Here is a 15188-nt window from a genome sequence, read left to right on the forward strand (position 1 = left end):
CAATCATTCAATGAAAAAGATTTCAATGACACTGGCTGCCGCTACACTAGTCTTTGGCAGCTTCTCCTGCAGCCCTACGGGTGGCAGTGCAACACCCAAGAATGAGGCCGATAGTGCAGCCTATGCCCTAGGCCTTATCCAGGGAAGTGAGATCGCTCAGAACATCGAGAGCTTCAATATGCAGAGCGAAAACAAGATCGACACCAAGGACTTCATCAAGGGTCTTGAGGAGGGCATGGCAGACTCTACTCGCTTCGCCTTCTATGCCGGAGGACAGACTGGTGTCGGTATAGCCGCACAGGTCAAGCAGGATTCCCTCAATGCCAAGCTCTATATGGCTGGTCTGCGTGCTGCTATCCAGGGAGACTCTGCAAGCCGTATGATGACTGAAGAGGTTGCCCGCGACATCGCTCAAGTCTTCCAGCAGAAGCGCAGAGAGATCCTCGCCGAGCAACGCTTCGGAGAGAATAAGAAGAAGGGTGCTGAGTTCATCGAAGAGTTCAAGAAGGAAGAAGGCGTACAGACCACCGAGAGCGGTCTCGCCTACAAGGTGCTCCATAGAGGTAAGGGTGAGAGCCCTAAGGCTGAGGATACTGTCAAGGTGAAGTACATCGGAACTCGTGTCGATGGCAGCGAGTTCGACAAGGATACGGACGGTGTAGAGTTCCAGCTCAATGGCGTGATCAAGGGTTGGACGGAGATGCTTCAGCTCATGAAGGTAGGGGACAAGGTGAAGGTAGCCATCCCTTACGACCTGGCCTATGGCAGCAGCGGTAGCTACTCGATCGAGCCTTTCAGCACGCTCATCTTCGAGATCGAGCTGCTTGCAGTCAAGAAGGGCGAGGCAAAGTAATTGACCCTCTGCTCTCAAACATTATCGGCGGCATCCCCCTGGGTGGAGGATGCCGCCGATCGTATAAGGGGCTTGGTCTGTACTTTATCGAGACTGCAATAGAGGCTCTATAGCAGCCCCCTCCCTGGACAGCCTAGGCCACAACTCGTTCAAGGATAAGAGCCGTCTGCCAAGAGAAGCAGAGCAGCACCAACGGATAGGCTATGAGCACCCATTCGATGACCTCTCGACGGGCAGCGAAGACCTCCGAGCTTTTCTTGCCCAATACCCCATAGATCTTGGGGGCTAGATAGCGTCTACGTACCCAGCTGTAGAGCTTATAGACGAGGTAGCCGACGCAGAGGCCTATGGCCACACCGGCGAGTATATCCGTTATGGCATGGACAGCCATATAGAGGCGGCTGTAGGCCACGAGGGAGACCAGGATATAGACGAGGATAGAGAAGCGTCTATTGCCCACGATGAGCGAGAGCAGTGTCCCGACAGCGAAGAAGTTGGAGGCATGCCCTGAGAAGAACCCAAAGGGTCTGCCTCGGTAGTCGTAGACTATGTGCAGCAGGTCTCGGATCTCCTCGATATGAGTAGGTCTGAGGCGAGCGAAGTAGGGCTTGGCAATGCCCGAGCTGAGCCTATCGCAAATGAGGATGCAGATCCCTACGGCCAGCAGGAGCAGCACCCCCTCCTGCCAGGGACGGCGGTAGAAGAGATACCACAGCAGCACGAGGACAACGGGGATCCAGGCTGGCACATTCGAGATCATATACATAAAGGCATCGAGCGTCGGGGTATGCAGCGAGTTGAGCCATACTAGTAGATCCAGCTCTCCGGGGACGAAGTCTATAGACATGATGAGGATAGGTCTGTATTTAGTTCAAAGCAATAGGAGTGATAGCCTCGTCTGCTATCCAGCCCTGTCGGCCGTCAATCAGGACGATACGCTGGACTCCATCCTCTGCCTCTCCGTCGAGGTAACAGCTAGTGCCCTCGTGTAGAACGAAGATCGGTAGCCCCCCAATGCTGGGCTGCTCATACACAGGCACGACCGAGCGCATCAGTACCCCACGATGTAGGGCCTCAGAGCGATAGTGATACTGGTGTAGGATCATGGCATTGGCCACGAGGCAGAGCCCTAGAGAGCCCATAGCTAGGTAGAAGCTACGACGCTTGCACCTTCTCCCCCGGGCTCGGGCGAAGGAGATCATCAGCACGATCCACCCGACAAAGGCTGAGAGTGCCACGACGATCCACCCTGCGAGTGGCAGCTGGTAGGCCAGCGTGTCGCCCATGGAGCGGAAGATGCTCCCCCCTGAGCCTAGGCCGTCTCGGGTGGCGGCTCTAGCCAGGCGAAGCCCTTCTCTAGCCTTACTATGGGTCGGCTCGAGGACGAGGCAGCGTTCGTAGGCCAAGATAGCAGGCCCCAGCTGGGGTTGCTGATGGTAGGCCCGAGCAAGGTTGTAGTAGAGATCTGAGCGTGCCCCCCTCTCACGGATCTCTAGCTCGAAGCTCTCAGCCGAGCGAACCCAGTCTCCTAGGTCATAATATTGCTGCCCAGTGGCCTGCACTTGGCCCTTGAGCACGAGGGGCATGAGCATATAGAGGCAACAGAATAGTGCTATCTGACGAATGGTCTTCATTTATAGGGTAAATTTATAGTCTTCGATCGAGGCAATGGCCTCAGTAGCGTGAGCGTAGGCCTCCTGCATCTTGTCCGTTGCGCTGCCAGGGGCGAAGCGGGCGAATTCGACCATGTCCAGCACCTCCGTACAGGCAGCGATCGTCTCCTCGGGTACTCCCCGAGCCGATAGGATCTGGGCAATGCTCTCTCGGTTCAGTTCCGAGAGAGGGAGCTGTAGTTTGTCCCCTAGATAGCCCCATAGGGCCGCGAGTAGCTCTTGGTAGAAGGACTCCTCGCTACCCACATCGAGGAGCTGCTTGGCCCTGCGTAGCCGCTTCAGAGCGACAGCGTTGGCCCGAGAGGCATGGTAGCGAGCACCATCAGCCCTGAAGGCATCTCGTCTGCGTAGCAGGAGGTAGACCACATAGCCCAGGAGAGCCAGTACGAGATAGAGCAGAGGGTAGATCATCAGCCTTAGGAGGATCTCTCCAGCCCACACCCTTGACCCCTCTTCTCTGTCGAGTGGCAGTGCTATAGCCGATACTCCGCTTGCAGCATCTGTGCCTGTAGAGATGACTGTCTGCTGCGTCTCTTTCCCCTGAGCGACCTCAATGCGGTAACCTTCGCCCGAGCGGGTTATATAGCGTCCGCTTGAGGGGTCGAAGTAGGAGAACTTGATCGGTGGGATGATATATTCCCCCACCTTGCGGGGGATGAGCGTATAGGTGATCGTACGCTGCTCGCGAAGCTTCCCTCCATCAATCTGAAACTCATACTGATCCTCAGGATCATAGTTCTCGAAGGCTCGATCAAATGAGGGGCGTGGCATCTGAGCTATTTTGAGGTTACCCGAGCCCTCGATGATGAGCTTGATGGCAAGGATCTCCCCCGTGCGAGGGGTCTTCGTATTGACTTGACTGCTTAGGGTGAATTGCCCTACAGCACCAGTGAAGTCCTCTGGGCGACCTTCCGAGGGCAGGGGGACGACCTTGATCTTCTGCTCTTGGCTGGCGATCTGTCTAGTTTCTAGCGAGCCAAAGGGGTCGCTCGGGGTAGGGGGCTTGGGTGTACGGAAGAGGATTCCATGGCTGGGGATGGTTAGCTCTCCTGTTCGTTGAGGGTAGAGGAGCAGCTTATTGAGCTCTGCCATGAGGTAGTTACGCCCCTTGATCTGCTCGTGCACCAGCTGCGTTACACTCTGATTGTCTCTAAGGTCTAGCGAGAGGAAGCCCTCAAACTCTAGAGCCTTTACCTCTCGGTAGAACTCATACCCCCTAGAGCCATAGAAGCGATAGCTCACAGGTATAGCCTCCTGCTCGTAATAGGTCGAGCGATTGGGGGTGGAGACCTGGTACATGAAGTGGGCATCGCTTGAGGCAGCTGTCTCTGGCGGCAGTACCTTGATGTTCACTCCCTTGGACTTGACCTCCTTCCCATCGACGAGTAGGACTATGGGCGATAGCTTGGCCGTCCCCGAGCCGAGGGCTACGAGGGTGTAGGTGTAGGTAGAGTAGCTCTTCTGCACCATCCGACCATTAGTAATCACGGTGGATTGAGAGTAGCCCTCTACAGGCCCGTAGAGTAGCTCTAGACCCGTGAGTTCAGGCCCTCGGGTCAGCTGCACTTGCTCGCTCTCGACGGCATAGACAACCCTAAAACGCTTGCCCTGCTCGACACTTGGCGGCACATCTATCTCTATCGCCTGTCCCCAGAGCGAGGGCGAGGCGACAAGGCATATTGTAGCGATCAATAGTAGCCGAAGTATAGGCCTCGTACGAGGCCTCCAGTCCTTTACCATTTGCGTTTGTTGTTGTTATTCTGTTGTTGCTCTGCCTGACGCTTCATTTGCTCGACACGTCTGCGGGTATCGTCATCTGCTTGCTTGAAAGCTTCGAGTAGCTTCTCTGCCTGCTCCTTACTGATCTTCCCTTCTGCCTCTGTAGGAGGGGCTTTCGCATCTTGGGATTTAGGCTTATTTTGTCCTTTCTGATCCTGCTTGGGGGGCTGCTCCCCCTGCTGCTGTTGCTGCTCGGGCTTCTGCTGCTGAGAGTCGTTTTGTTGCTCGGGTTTCTGTTGGGGTTGTGGGGGCTGCTGCTCTTTGGACAGTAGCTTTTGGGCCTTGACTAGATTGTAGCGAGTCTCGTCATCATTGGGGTTGAGTATGAGGGCCTGCTCGTAGGCTTCGATGCTCTGCTTATAGTCTTTTTGCTTGAAGAGTGCATTGCCCAAATTATGCATCAAGGCCGCTGCCTGCTCGGCCTCCAGCTTGCCATGCTCTGCAGCACGACGATAATAGGGGAGGGCCTTGTCGTAGAGCTCCCTTTTGTAGAGTGAGTTCCCTAGGCCTAGGTTGGCCTTTACTGAGAGGCTATCTTGGAGGAAAGCCTTGCGATAGCTGCGTTCAGCCCGCTTATATTTCTTCTGACTGTAGGCCTCGAAGCCCTCTCTTAGGTCGGACTTGATCCCCTGTGCCTGTAGCCCCTGCCTGCTTGCCCCGAGGAGGCATAGTGAGAGGGAGAGGAGGATGTACTTAGCGTTCATTACCGAAGATGTTGTGCTTCGAGAGGAAGCGGTTCTTACGTCGAGAGATTAGTTGTTCAGCCAAGAGGAGCATTAGGGCTACCCAAACCCATAGTTCATATTTCTCTATATAGCCTGAGCCCTGCACCTGCTCTAGGGCAGCCTTGGGGAGCTTGTCCAGCTCTGCTGAGAGGGCCTCCTGTGCCTCCTCTAGGCTGCTGGCATGGATGAATGCCCCTGATCCTGCTGAGGCTACTGAACGGCACATCTCTGAGTTGAGGCGTGTGATGACGGTCTCGCCCTCTTCGTCCTTGAGGTAGCTACTCCCCATCGGGATCGGCCCTCCATCTGTGCTGCCTATGCCCATGACGTAGATCCTGATCCCGAGGTCTGCAGCCTCTTGGGCAGCCTCTACTGCATCTGAGTCGTGGCTCTCACCATCGGTCAAGATAACGATGGCTTTGCCGATGTCTCGACGCTCGGAGAATGATTGCTTGGCCAGTCGAATAGCCTCTGCGATGGCCGTCCCTTGAGCACTCAGCATTCGAGGATGGATATCGGCTACATACTGCTGGGCTGTCTTGAGATCGGTTGTAATAGGTAGCTGGACATAGGCCTTGGCTGCGAAGACGATGAGCCCACTCTTGTCGTTGGGACGACGCTCAAGGAGCTTGGAGACGCTTTGCCGAGCGAAGTCTATGCGGCTAGGGCTTAGGTCTCTGCTGAGCATGGAGTTCGAGACATCGACGCAGATCATTGTCTCGATGCCGAGGCGGTCTTCCTCGCTCGAGTTTATTGAGCTGGCAATGCGAGGGCGAGCCAGTGCTACGACAAGTAGGCCCATACCCAGTAGCAGGATGAGGTCTCGCCAGAGGTGCTTACGCCCACTATACTCGGGCGTTAGTATCTGCCAAAGGTTGCGTGTCGCATACTGCTTCATCAAGCGACGCCCCTGCCACAGTGCCCCGAGAGAGAGCAGCAGTAGAGGGAGGGCGAGGAGCAGTAGGTAGAGGGCCTCGGGGGATTGGAACTCGATCTTCATTACGGGCGTATTCTTAGGATCGTATTGCGCAGAACCAGCTCGAGCAATAGCAGAGCAAGAGCCAGCAGTACGAAGAGCTGGTACTGCTCGTAAACGGCTTGGTAGCTGCGAGTACGCAGCTTGGTCTTCTCTAGGGTATCGATCTTCGTGTAGATCTCCCCTAGGCTCTCATTGTCAGTCGCTCGGAAGTAGGCCCCGCCAGTGAGCTCAGCGATCTGCCGCATGGTGTCCTCGTCTAGCTCTACGGGCTGATTGCGGACTACTGGCCCAAAGATAGAGGGCATGGGTACTGGGGCTGCTCCAGTAGCAGAGCCCATCCCTACACAGTAGATCACAATGCCATAGGGAACGGCCAGCTCTGCAGCTGTGCGGGGGGAGATCTCCCCTGCATTGTTCACCCCGTCGGTGAGCAGGATGATGACCTTGCTGTTGGTTGGACTGTCCTTGAGGCGGTTAATCGCCGTTACGAGCCCTAGCCCAATGGCGGTGCGGTCCTCGATCATCCCAGGGGCTATCTCCTGAAGCCTATTGATCAAGCTTGCGTGGTCTGTCGTCAGTGGGCAGGCTGTGAAGCTCTCTCCCGCAAAGGCAACTAGGCCAATATTGTCCGAGGTACGATGCTTGACGAACTCTAGGGCGACCGCCCTGGCGGCTTCCATACGGTTGGGCTCGAAGTCCATCGCCTCCATACTCGTCGATATATCCATCGTGAGCATGATGTCTATACCCTCGACATCCTGTTCACTCCAGGCGTTGTGGCTCTGAGGTCTCGCTAGAGCTAGGATGACTAGTGTGAGTGCCCCTAGTCTTAGGGCGAAGGGCAGATGCCGTAGCCAAACCCTAGGGCCAGGAGCTAGGCCCTCAAGAGGTGTGATCGAGGGGCTAAGTAGGGTCCCATACCCCTCTCGCCTGCGGTAGATGTACCATGCTAGGCAGGCAGGCAGGAGTAACAGTAGGTATAGTATCTTGGGGTGTAAGAAGGTCATTGCTCTGTATTACGTCTAATATTCTCCTCCTCGTTGAGGTCATAGGCTCGGACGAAGACTCGGACTGTCTCGAGAGCCTCTGAGGCATCCTCCTGCTCGGGGCTATACTTGGCGAACTTGACGAGGTCTGCCTGCCGCAGGATCTCCTCCAGCTGTCTGTATAGGGCAGAGGTCAGCCCTCGCTCTCTGTGTAGCACAAGTAGCTCGTAGGAGGTCATCTCCATTGCTGGCATAGCTTGCCTCTGCTCTATGTAAAGGCGAAGGATGTCTGTCAAACGGGTGAAGTGCTCCTTGTAGAGCCCTCGGGTGGCATAGCCCTCTCGCTCTAGGGCTTTGAGGGCTTCGAGGGCCTGCTCTAGAGGGCTTAGGATACGCTCAGGCTCAGCTGGAGGCAGAGCTTGCCTCCTCTTGATCTCTCGATAGATTAGCCAAGCGACTAGTAGTGCCAGTAGGAGTCCGCCGATAGCCCAGGTGATGGGACTCTGAAAGATGAGGCTCATCAGATCAGTAAAGGTAAGCTCCTCGTCCCATGGGGCTTTGATGTCCTCGATCTGAGTGGGGTCGGAGAGGTCTACCTCTGGTTGGATGATCTTGAGGGCTAGCGGGCGGGAGAGCTCTCGGTGCGTGGCTGTCTCAGCTACGATAGGGGGGATGGTGATGAGTGTCGAGTCGAAAGAGGTGATTAAGAGCCTAGCCGTAAGCTCCTTCAGCCGCTCGTCGATATCTATTGTATCGATGGCGGCAAACTCAAGCACTTTGAAGGGGTATCCCCTCCCTGTGCTGTCGGGTAGGAGGTAATACTGCGTCCCAGCCAGGTCATCGGTGCGGATGATGACCGATATGGCTGCCTGCTCTCCGGTCTTCATCTCAGTCTTGTCGATGCGAGTTTGTATGGAGAGCCTTTGTGCCTCTAGGGAGCTTGTGCCCAGGAGAAGGACGAGGAGTGAAAGTATCGTATAGCGATTGATTTTCATCATGATAGTACAGCGGTGAGAGCCTTGTCGGTCTTCTTAGCTACGTCTGCGGAAGAGCTTGATGAGCTCAGGGGTGAAGTCTTGTCCCGTGGCGACTTCTACGGCATCGACCCCCGAGCGGCGACAGAGATCTCGGGAGAGCTCGATACGCTCCTGAAATGCACGGGCATAAGCCGATCGGGTTCGCTCCGAGGAGGTGTCGACCCAACATTTACCTCCGCTCTCGGCATCCTCCAGCTGGACGAGTCCCATGCGAGGGAGCTCCTCTGCGCCTCGGTCATAGGCTCGGATGGCCACGAGGTCGTGCTTGCGTGCAGCTAGGCTTAGAGGGAGCTGATAGCTCTCGCCCCAGTGCAGGAAGTCGGAGATGAGGAAGGCTGTACAGCGTCTGCGCATAGCTCGGTGGAGGTAGCTTAGGGGGATGGAGAGATCCGTCCCTCGACTTTTGGGCTCGAAGCCCAGCAACTCTCTGATGATGTAGAGGATATGCTTGCGTCCGCTACGGGCTGGGATGAAGAGCTCGATCTGGTCGGTGAAGAAGATAGCCCCCACCTTGTCATTGTTTTGAATAGCTGAGAAAGCCAGGGTAGCAGCCAGCTCTCCCATCAGCTCTCTCTTGGTCTCTCGCTGCGTCCCGAAGGTACTGCTACCTGTCAGGTCTACCAGGAGCATCACGGTGAGCTCTCGCTCCTCCTCAAAGATCTTGACGAAAGGGGAGGCATAGCGGGCTGTAACGTTCCAGTCGATGTCTCGTACATCGTCCCCGACCTGATAGCTACGCACCTCACTGAAGGCCATCCCTCGTCCCCTAAAGGCCGAGTGGTATTGCCCTGCGAAGACCTGCTCAGATAGGCCCTTGGCCTTGATCTCGATGCGTCTTACTCTAGCAGATAACTCTGTCGAGCTTGTTGCCTGCTTCATAGGTTGCTACCTCTCTAGGGTACTTCAATGGTGTTGAGGATATCCTTGATAATCTCTTCCGTTGTGATCTCACTGGCCTCAGCCTCGTAGCTCAAGCCGATGCGGTGGCGTAGCACATCGTGACATGTGGCTCTGATATCCTCGGGGATGACGTAGCCTCTGCCCCGCATGAAGGCGAAGGCTCTAGCGGCCAATGCTAGTGAGATGGAGGCACGAGGAGAAGCTCCGAAGGAGATGAAGCTGGACAAACGCTCCAGCCCTGCAGCCTTGGGGTCTCGGGTGGCAAAGACGATGTCTACGATATACCGCTCGATCTTCTCGTCTATGTAGATCTCCCGGACGGTCTCTCTAGCCTCTAGCAGGTCGTCTATGGAGAGGAGTGGGCGGATCTCCCGACGCTCGGCTGCGATCTGCTCTCGGATGATTTGCTGCTCCTGCTCTCGCTTGGGGTAGGAGATGAGCACCTTGAGCATGAAGCGGTCTACCTGAGCCTCTGGCAGGGGGTAAGTTCCCTCCTGCTCGATGGGGTTCTGCGTGGCCATGACGAGGAAGGGGGTGGGGAGCTTGAAGGTAGTCTCGCCAATGGTAACCTGCCGCTCCTGCATGGCCTCGAGCAGAGCAGACTGCACCTTGGCCGGTGCACGGTTGATCTCGTCCGCTAGGATGAAGTTGGAGAAGATAGGCCCCTGCTTGACCTGAAACTCCTCATGGCGCTGCGAGTACATCAGCGTCCCGACGACGTCCGCAGGGAGCAGGTCGGGGGTGAACTGTATGCGCTTGTAGTCGGCATCGATCAGCTGGGCGAGCGTCTTGATGGCAAGCGTCTTGGCAAGCCCAGGCATACCCTCGAGGAGGATATGCCCGTCGGCCAAGAGCCCGATCATGAGGGCATCGACGAGGTGCTCCTGCCCGACGATGCTCTGCCTCATCCCCGTGCGGAGTTTGTCTACGATATAGCTCTTTTGCTCAATCTTTTGCGTAAGGGCTTTGATGTCTACTGCTTCCATTTATTCTGTGTAAAAAGTATGTATGTTGTCGCTTCTCGTTCGAGGCCTAACGGATCTTGTCCTTGAAGGCCTGATGTAGTGCAAACGCACGCTCGAGCGAATTAGTATTCGAGGCGTCGATCTCGTATTTGTTGGCGGGGGGGAGGCGCAGCTCCGTGCCTATGGGGATATTGTCAGGATTGCGGATGATGTCCTTATTCTCCTCGTAGATGTACACCCAAAAGACCTTGTGCCCATACTTACGCTTGGCATAGAGAGTTAGCCGCTCTCCCGATTGAACTACTTTGGTCTCAGCCTCATTGGCATGCGCTGGGATTGCTCCCGAGGCAATAGGGGCGATGTCTAGTCCTCTCTGGGCACGAGGGGTAGGGGGGGTTGGCCTTGTTGGCTGCACCTGCTCCTCTATGACCTCCTCTTGGCCGACCTCTTCCTCGACAAGCTCTGTATCCTCGATGCTCTCGGCCTCACTCTCCTGCTCCTGCGAGGTAGTCTGCTTCACCATACGAACCGACTCTGCCTTGGCTATTGCTGGAGCACCAGTCTGGCGACTGGACTGCTCCCAGTAGTAAGCTCCGAGGGCAACACCTAGGATGAGGACAATGAGCAGGACGATCCCCCAACGCCTTGAGGATCTACGCTCGCTGCTGTGTCTGGCGGCAGACTTTGTCTCAGGGGTCGCCTCTAGCTGCTCTTCGGCTTTAGGCTTCCCCTCGGTGAGGGACTCAGGGGTTGGCTCTGCTGCGGAGGCTGGCTTTGTCCCCACTACAGTAGCGAGGGTAGCTGTTCGCTTAGAGGGTAGAGGAAGCCTGCTGCTCTCCTGGAGCTCCTCGATAGAGGCTATGGGGATGCGATCGAGTTGCTCATAGACTTGTCGCTGGTGTAGAGATACGGGGACGAACATGGCGAATGGTCTATTGAGTGCCTGCTCTAGCTCCTGTGCTAGATGTAGCTGGTAGCCCTGTAGGCGTCCTTTCCTGTCTCGCTTGGGCTCAATGTTGCCCAGCCCGCTGAGGTGCACCTCCACCCCTTGCTCGAGGAGTTCGCCCAGGACTTTGGGGATGGACCTAGTCCATCGCTGTACGGCCTTGGGGCGGATAGAGGTGGCCTGGGAGAGAGCCTTTTGCAAGTCATCGAGGGAAGTCGCTGTCTGCTCGCCAGATATAGGCTCGAGGCAGAGCTTCATCCGAGGAGGAATAAGCCATTCATCTCCAGAAGGTAGTACTCCGATGTACTCTTCGATTTTTGAGAGATGTAGTAGTCCTAGTCCAGCGATGGCTACAGCTTCTCCTATAGAGAGCCTAGCCTCGATCTGGTTGCATAATGCTCGCCAAAGTGCTGTACTGCTCTCGGTCTCGATCTGTGCCTCCTCGGCCAGGCGAGCGATCCATAGTTCTTCTTTGAGTACCATAAGCGTTTAAGTGTTTGTGTGTTGGAACTACTTAGTTTATCTGATGATGCGACCATAGAGGTCAAAAATGTCTGCTGAGGTGATCTCTACACAGTAGAACTGCCCTGTTGCTAGAGGGGCAGTCTCATCGGCCTTGATGAGAACATCTTGGTCTATCTCGGGAGAGTCGAATTCGGTGCGACCGATATAGTAGTCGCCCTCTCTGCGGTCGATGATCGTACGCAGGGTTTGACCTATCTTGCTGTCGTTGATCTCGCTAGCGATGCCTTGCTGGACGTGCATGAGGCGATCTAGACGCTCCTGCTTGATCTCGATGGGGATGTTGTCCTTGTAGTGCTTGTAAGCGTAGGTGCCCTCCTCGTGTGAGTAGACGAAAGCCCCGAGGCGTTCGAAGCGCACCTCTCGGACAAAGTCGATCAGCTCCTCTACATCGGCCTCTGTCTCGCCTGGATGGCCTACGATCATGGTGGTGCGCAGGTGAATGCCTGGTACTTCTCTACGCATGAGCTGAAGCAGCTCTCGAGTCTCTGCACTAGTGATATTACGCCTCATGGCCCTAAGCATGGGGTCGCTGATGTGCTGTAGGGCGATGTCTAGATACTTACATACATTGTCTCTCTCTCGCATGACACGCAGCAGATCGGTGGGGAAAGCATTGGGGTAGGCATAGTGTAGGCGCAGCCACTCGAGTCCTGGTAGGTCGCTTAGACGCTCCACCAGCTCGGGCAGGCGATGCTCATGATATCTATCGAGCCCATAGTAGGTAAGATCCTGGGCAATAAGCTGGATCTCCTTGACCCCAGAGGCGATGAGGGTCTGGGCCTCCTGGACGATCTCGTCCATCTCTCGGGAGCGATGTCTGCCCGTCATCAGTGGAATAGCGCAGTAGGAGCAGGTTCGGTCGCAACCCTCTGAGATCTTGAGGTAGGCGTAGTGTGGTGGGGTGGTTAGGCTTCGGTTGCCTCCCATGGGGTCGTTGTAGTAGGCCTTGCCGAGGTCGCTGATGAGCTTCTTCCAGTTGAACTTACCATAGTAGCCATCCACCTCGGGGATCTCGGCCCGAAGCTCATCCATGAAACGCTCTGTCAGGCAGCCCATCACATAGACCGCCCCCACACGTCTCCTCTTCTTCCTCTCGACAACCTCTAGGATCATATTGATCGACTCCTGCTGGGCATCGCCGATGAAGCCACAGGTGTTGATAACGACAATTTCTCCATTGACATTGTCTGGATTGTGGCGTACGGTGTAGCCATTGGCGAGGAATTGGCGAATGAGGTGCTCCGAGTCTACGAGGTTCTTCGAGCAGCCCAGCGTGATCACATCTACTTGATTTTTTCTCATTCGCCGAATAGAGAGTTTACGAAGTCCTTCTTGTGGAATAGTTGTAAGTCGTCCATTCCCTCACCCAGGCCAATGTACTTGACTGGGATCTTGAATTGATCCGAGATACCAATGACGACCCCCCCCTTGGCTGTGCCATCGAGCTTGGTTACTGCCAGGGCATTGACTTCGGTGGCAGCCGTGAATTGCCTGGCTTGCTCGAAAGCATTCTGCCCCGTAGAGCCGTCCAGGACGAGGAGTACCTCGTGCGGAGCATCGGGGACGACTTTCTGCATCACGCGCTTGATCTTGCTCAGCTCGTTCATCAAGCCGACCTTATTGTGCAGTCGGCCAGCAGTGTCGATGATCACCACATCGGCCGAGGAGCTTACGGCCGAGGAGAGGGTGTCGTAGGCCACAGAAGCTGGGTCTGCCTGCATGCGCTGCTTGACCAGGGGGACACCCACACGCTCGGCCCATATCTCGAGCTGGTCAATTGCAGCGGCTCTGAAGGTGTCTCCAGCTCCGAGGACAACCTTGAGGCCTGCCTTGGTGAACTGATGTGCCAGCTTGCCAATGGTTGTGGTCTTGCCCACGCCATTGACCCCCACGACCATGATTACATAGGGTCGTGTACCCTCGGGAATAGAGAAGCTCTCGCCATCCTCAACGCCGTTCTCTGCCAGTAGAGCAGCGATCTCTTCTCTCAGCAGGCGGGTGAGCTCTGCTGTGGTAACATATTTGTCTCGAGCCACTCGCTCCTCGATGCGGCGGATGATCTTGAGCGTGGTCTCTACCCCTACGTCGGAGGTTACGAGGACGTCCTCCAGGTCGTCAAGTACCTCGTCGTCTACCTTGCTCTTACCTGCAACGGCTCGGGTGATCTTGGAGAATACATTCTCTTTGCTCTTGGAGAGCCCATCGTCGAGTGTCTCCTTCTTCTTGGAGAAAAAGCTAAATATACCCATAACTTCCTACCTTAATATCTATGTCGTAATCAGTCCATGCGTCCCTTGTAGTCCTCGTAGCTATAGGTGCGTAGCATCTCGAGAGAGCCATCCAGCCTTTCGAGTGCGATCGAGGGGTGGGGGATACCATTAAACATATTGGTCTTGACCGTGGTGTAGTGTAGCATGTCCTCGAAGATAATCTCCTGGCCGATGCTCAGTGGTTCGTCGAACTCCCAGTAGCCGATGAAATCCCCACTCAGGCAGCTATTGCCCCCAATGCGGTAGCTATGGGCTTCGGCCCTTGGGGCTTCTGCCATACGAGCCCCCCTAATGGCTGGCTGGTAAGGCATCTCGAGGCAGTCGGGCATATGACAGGTGAAGGAGGCATCGATGATCGCCGTGCGAATGCCATGATGCTCTACGAGGTCAATGACACTCGTACGCAGGTAGCCCGTTTGCCAAGCAAAGGCACTCCCTGGCTCGAGGATGAGCTTGAGGTGAGGGTGTCGCTCGCCGAAACTGCGTAGGGTGCTTACCAGTAGCTCTACATTGTAGCCCTTGCGGGTCATCAGGTGTCCGCCGCCCATGTTGAGCCACTTGGCCGAGGCCAGGGCTTTGGGGAAGTTACGCTCCACGATGCCGAGTACCTCCTCGAGGTTCTCCGCATGGCCCTCGCAGAGCACGTGTAGGTGTAGGCCCTCGATGCCCTCGGGGAGGCGGTCGCCCAGTTCGCTAGCCGTTACCCCAAAGCGAGAGCCTGGGGCACAGGGGTTGTAGAGGTCTGTCTCTACGACCGAATATTCGGGGTTGATGCGCAGGCCATAGGAGATCCCCTCACCTCGATGCATCAGCGGACGCATGGCCTCGATTTGGGAGAGGGAGTTGAAGGTGATATGGCTGCTGTAGCGTTGGATCGTGGGGAAGTTGTCCAGTGTATAGCCTGGGCTGAAGGTATGCGCTGCCGCTCCCATCTCTTCGTAGGCTAGTTGTGCCTCGTAGATGGAGCTAGCAGTGCTGTGCGAGATGTATTCGCGGATGATGGGGAAGGTGCGCCACAAGGCATAGGCCTTGAATGCCAAGATGATCTCTGCTCCGGAGCGTTCGCTAACGCTTCGGATGAGCTCTAGGTTTCGACGCAGGAGTCGCTCCTCAAGCACGTAGCAGGGGGAGGGAATATGTTTGCTCATATTTATTTTCTCTTTGTAATTATGCAAAGATAATGAGAAAGAGTTACCCTACACAATATCTTCGCCATCTATGCTTCGCATTTGTCGGTAGCTTACCCTCGTCTCTCGAGGGTGGGGGTGAGGGGCTGTTTGCTGGTGCTGAGATCTCGGTAGGCCTTTTAGTGCGTCCTCGGAGGCTCTCTGTTGAGATCCTTAGGAGATTACCATCGAGGACCTCGGTAGGATCTCCGTCGAGCTCCTACTTATACCTCCACCGAGACTCAAGTAGGAGCTCAAGTGAAGTCCTATCTGAGCCTCGAGTGAGATCCTACTTAGTCGTCCCTTAAAAAGCATTGCTAAGCGAGGAGTCATTCATGGATGACCCCTCGCTTAGCTTTTCGCTTATCATTTTGAGCAGATACA

General features: G+C 55.7%; 14 protein-coding genes. 1 reads left to right on the forward strand and 13 read right to left on the reverse strand.

The features are described 5' to 3' along the window. Window positions 1-10 precede the first annotated feature (10 nt). The gene (locus HQ37_RS04610) at window positions 11-853 is read left to right on the forward strand and encodes an FKBP-type peptidyl-prolyl cis-trans isomerase (protein WP_036881077.1); all 843 of its coding nucleotides are present in this window, start codon (window positions 11-13) and stop codon (window positions 851-853) included. A 133-nt stretch (window positions 854-986) separates the two neighbouring features. Here HQ37_RS04610 and HQ37_RS04615 read toward each other — a convergent pair whose 3' ends face one another. Genes HQ37_RS04615 through nspC form a run of 13 tightly spaced genes read right to left on the reverse strand, consistent with a single transcriptional unit; the run spans window position 987 to window position 14786 of the window. Further along, window positions 987-1700: a phosphatase PAP2 family protein gene (locus HQ37_RS04615; protein ID WP_052080764.1), complete on the reverse strand. Its 714-nt coding sequence runs from the start codon at window positions 1698-1700 to the stop codon at window positions 987-989. A 19-nt stretch (window positions 1701-1719) separates the two neighbouring features. Further along, window positions 1720-2487, reverse strand: coding sequence for a tetratricopeptide repeat protein (locus HQ37_RS04620; protein WP_036881079.1), 768 nt, complete (start codon window positions 2485-2487; stop codon window positions 1720-1722). After that, complete coding sequence (locus tag HQ37_RS04625; protein WP_160215067.1) at window positions 2488-4218, reverse strand: BatD family protein; 1731 nt, start codon at window positions 4216-4218, stop codon at window positions 2488-2490. 41 nt (window positions 4219-4259) lie between these two features. Then, window positions 4260-5009 carry a tetratricopeptide repeat protein gene (locus HQ37_RS04630; RefSeq protein ID WP_036881083.1) on the reverse strand — a complete coding sequence of 250 codons (750 nt, stop codon included), beginning with the start codon at window positions 5007-5009 and terminating at the stop codon, window positions 4260-4262. Then, entirely contained in the window at window positions 4999-6030 is a 1032-nt protein-coding gene (locus HQ37_RS04635; RefSeq protein ID WP_036881085.1) for a VWA domain-containing protein, read from the reverse strand. The genes HQ37_RS04630 and HQ37_RS04635 overlap by 11 nt, the downstream gene beginning before the upstream one ends. Next, window positions 6030-7016: a VWA domain-containing protein gene (locus HQ37_RS04640; RefSeq protein ID WP_036881088.1), complete on the reverse strand. Its 987-nt coding sequence runs from the start codon at window positions 7014-7016 to the stop codon at window positions 6030-6032. The genes HQ37_RS04635 and HQ37_RS04640 overlap by 1 nt, the downstream gene beginning before the upstream one ends. Next, window positions 7013-7993 carry a hypothetical protein gene (locus tag HQ37_RS04645; RefSeq protein ID WP_152566794.1) on the reverse strand — a complete coding sequence of 327 codons (981 nt, stop codon included), beginning with the start codon at window positions 7991-7993 and terminating at the stop codon, window positions 7013-7015. Before HQ37_RS04645 ends, HQ37_RS04640 begins: the two co-directional genes overlap by 4 nt. Before the next feature lie 33 nt (window positions 7994-8026). Beyond that, the gene (locus HQ37_RS04650; RefSeq protein ID WP_036881092.1) at window positions 8027-8911 is read right to left on the reverse strand and encodes a DUF58 domain-containing protein; all 885 of its coding nucleotides are present in this window, start codon (window positions 8909-8911) and stop codon (window positions 8027-8029) included. A gap of 14 nt (window positions 8912-8925) precedes the next feature. Next, window positions 8926-9918 (reverse strand): MoxR family ATPase, encoded by a 993-nt coding sequence (locus HQ37_RS04655; protein ID WP_036881095.1) that lies wholly within the window; start codon window positions 9916-9918, stop codon window positions 8926-8928. 46 nt (window positions 9919-9964) lie between these two features. Beyond that, window positions 9965-11326 carry a hypothetical protein gene (locus HQ37_RS04660; protein WP_036881097.1) on the reverse strand — a complete coding sequence of 454 codons (1362 nt, stop codon included), beginning with the start codon at window positions 11324-11326 and terminating at the stop codon, window positions 9965-9967. 36 nt (window positions 11327-11362) lie between these two features. Next, window positions 11363-12670: a 30S ribosomal protein S12 methylthiotransferase RimO gene (rimO, locus tag HQ37_RS04665; protein WP_036881099.1), complete on the reverse strand. Its 1308-nt coding sequence runs from the start codon at window positions 12668-12670 to the stop codon at window positions 11363-11365. Further along, a complete protein-coding gene (ftsY, locus tag HQ37_RS04670) occupies window positions 12667-13617 on the reverse strand; it encodes a signal recognition particle-docking protein FtsY (RefSeq protein WP_036881101.1) in 951 nt (316 codons plus the stop codon). The genes rimO and ftsY overlap by 4 nt, the downstream gene beginning before the upstream one ends. Window positions 13618-13646: 29 nt before the next feature. Beyond that, a complete protein-coding gene (nspC, locus tag HQ37_RS04675) occupies window positions 13647-14786 on the reverse strand; it encodes a carboxynorspermidine decarboxylase (RefSeq protein ID WP_036881103.1) in 1140 nt (379 codons plus the stop codon). Window positions 14787-15188 lie beyond the last annotated feature (402 nt).

This window comes from Porphyromonas sp. COT-239 OH1446 (assembly GCF_000768875.1).
GTDB lineage: Bacteria > Bacteroidota > Bacteroidia > Bacteroidales > Porphyromonadaceae > Porphyromonas.

Excerpts from the sequence above, each read along its gene's own strand:
- HQ37_RS04635 (WP_036881085.1), bottom strand. The coding sequence starts at position 6,030 with ATGAAGATCGAGTTCCAATCCCCCGAGGCCCTCTACCTACTGCTCCTC.
- HQ37_RS04655 (WP_036881095.1), bottom strand. The coding sequence starts at position 9,918 with ATGGAAGCAGTAGACATCAAAGCCCTTACGCAAAAGATTGAGCAAAAG.
- HQ37_RS04620 (WP_036881079.1), bottom strand. The coding sequence starts at position 2,487 with ATGAAGACCATTCGTCAGATAGCACTATTCTGTTGCCTCTATATGCTC.
- HQ37_RS04650 (WP_036881092.1), bottom strand. The coding sequence starts at position 8,911 with ATGAAGCAGGCAACAAGCTCGACAGAGTTATCTGCTAGAGTAAGACGC.
- HQ37_RS04630 (WP_036881083.1), bottom strand. The coding sequence starts at position 5,009 with ATGAACGCTAAGTACATCCTCCTCTCCCTCTCACTATGCCTCCTCGGG.
- HQ37_RS04645 (WP_152566794.1), bottom strand. The coding sequence starts at position 7,993 with ATGATGAAAATCAATCGCTATACGATACTTTCACTCCTCGTCCTTCTC.
- HQ37_RS04615 (WP_052080764.1), bottom strand. The coding sequence starts at position 1,700 with ATGTCTATAGACTTCGTCCCCGGAGAGCTGGATCTACTAGTATGGCTC.
- rimO (WP_036881099.1), bottom strand. The coding sequence starts at position 12,670 with ATGAGAAAAAATCAAGTAGATGTGATCACGCTGGGCTGCTCGAAGAAC.
- nspC (WP_036881103.1), bottom strand. The coding sequence starts at position 14,786 with ATGAGCAAACATATTCCCTCCCCCTGCTACGTGCTTGAGGAGCGACTC.
- HQ37_RS04610 (WP_036881077.1), top strand. The coding sequence starts at position 11 with ATGAAAAAGATTTCAATGACACTGGCTGCCGCTACACTAGTCTTTGGC.
- ftsY (WP_036881101.1), bottom strand. The coding sequence starts at position 13,617 with ATGGGTATATTTAGCTTTTTCTCCAAGAAGAAGGAGACACTCGACGAT.
- HQ37_RS04660 (WP_036881097.1), bottom strand. The coding sequence starts at position 11,326 with ATGGTACTCAAAGAAGAACTATGGATCGCTCGCCTGGCCGAGGAGGCA.
- HQ37_RS04640 (WP_036881088.1), bottom strand. The coding sequence starts at position 7,016 with ATGACCTTCTTACACCCCAAGATACTATACCTACTGTTACTCCTGCCT.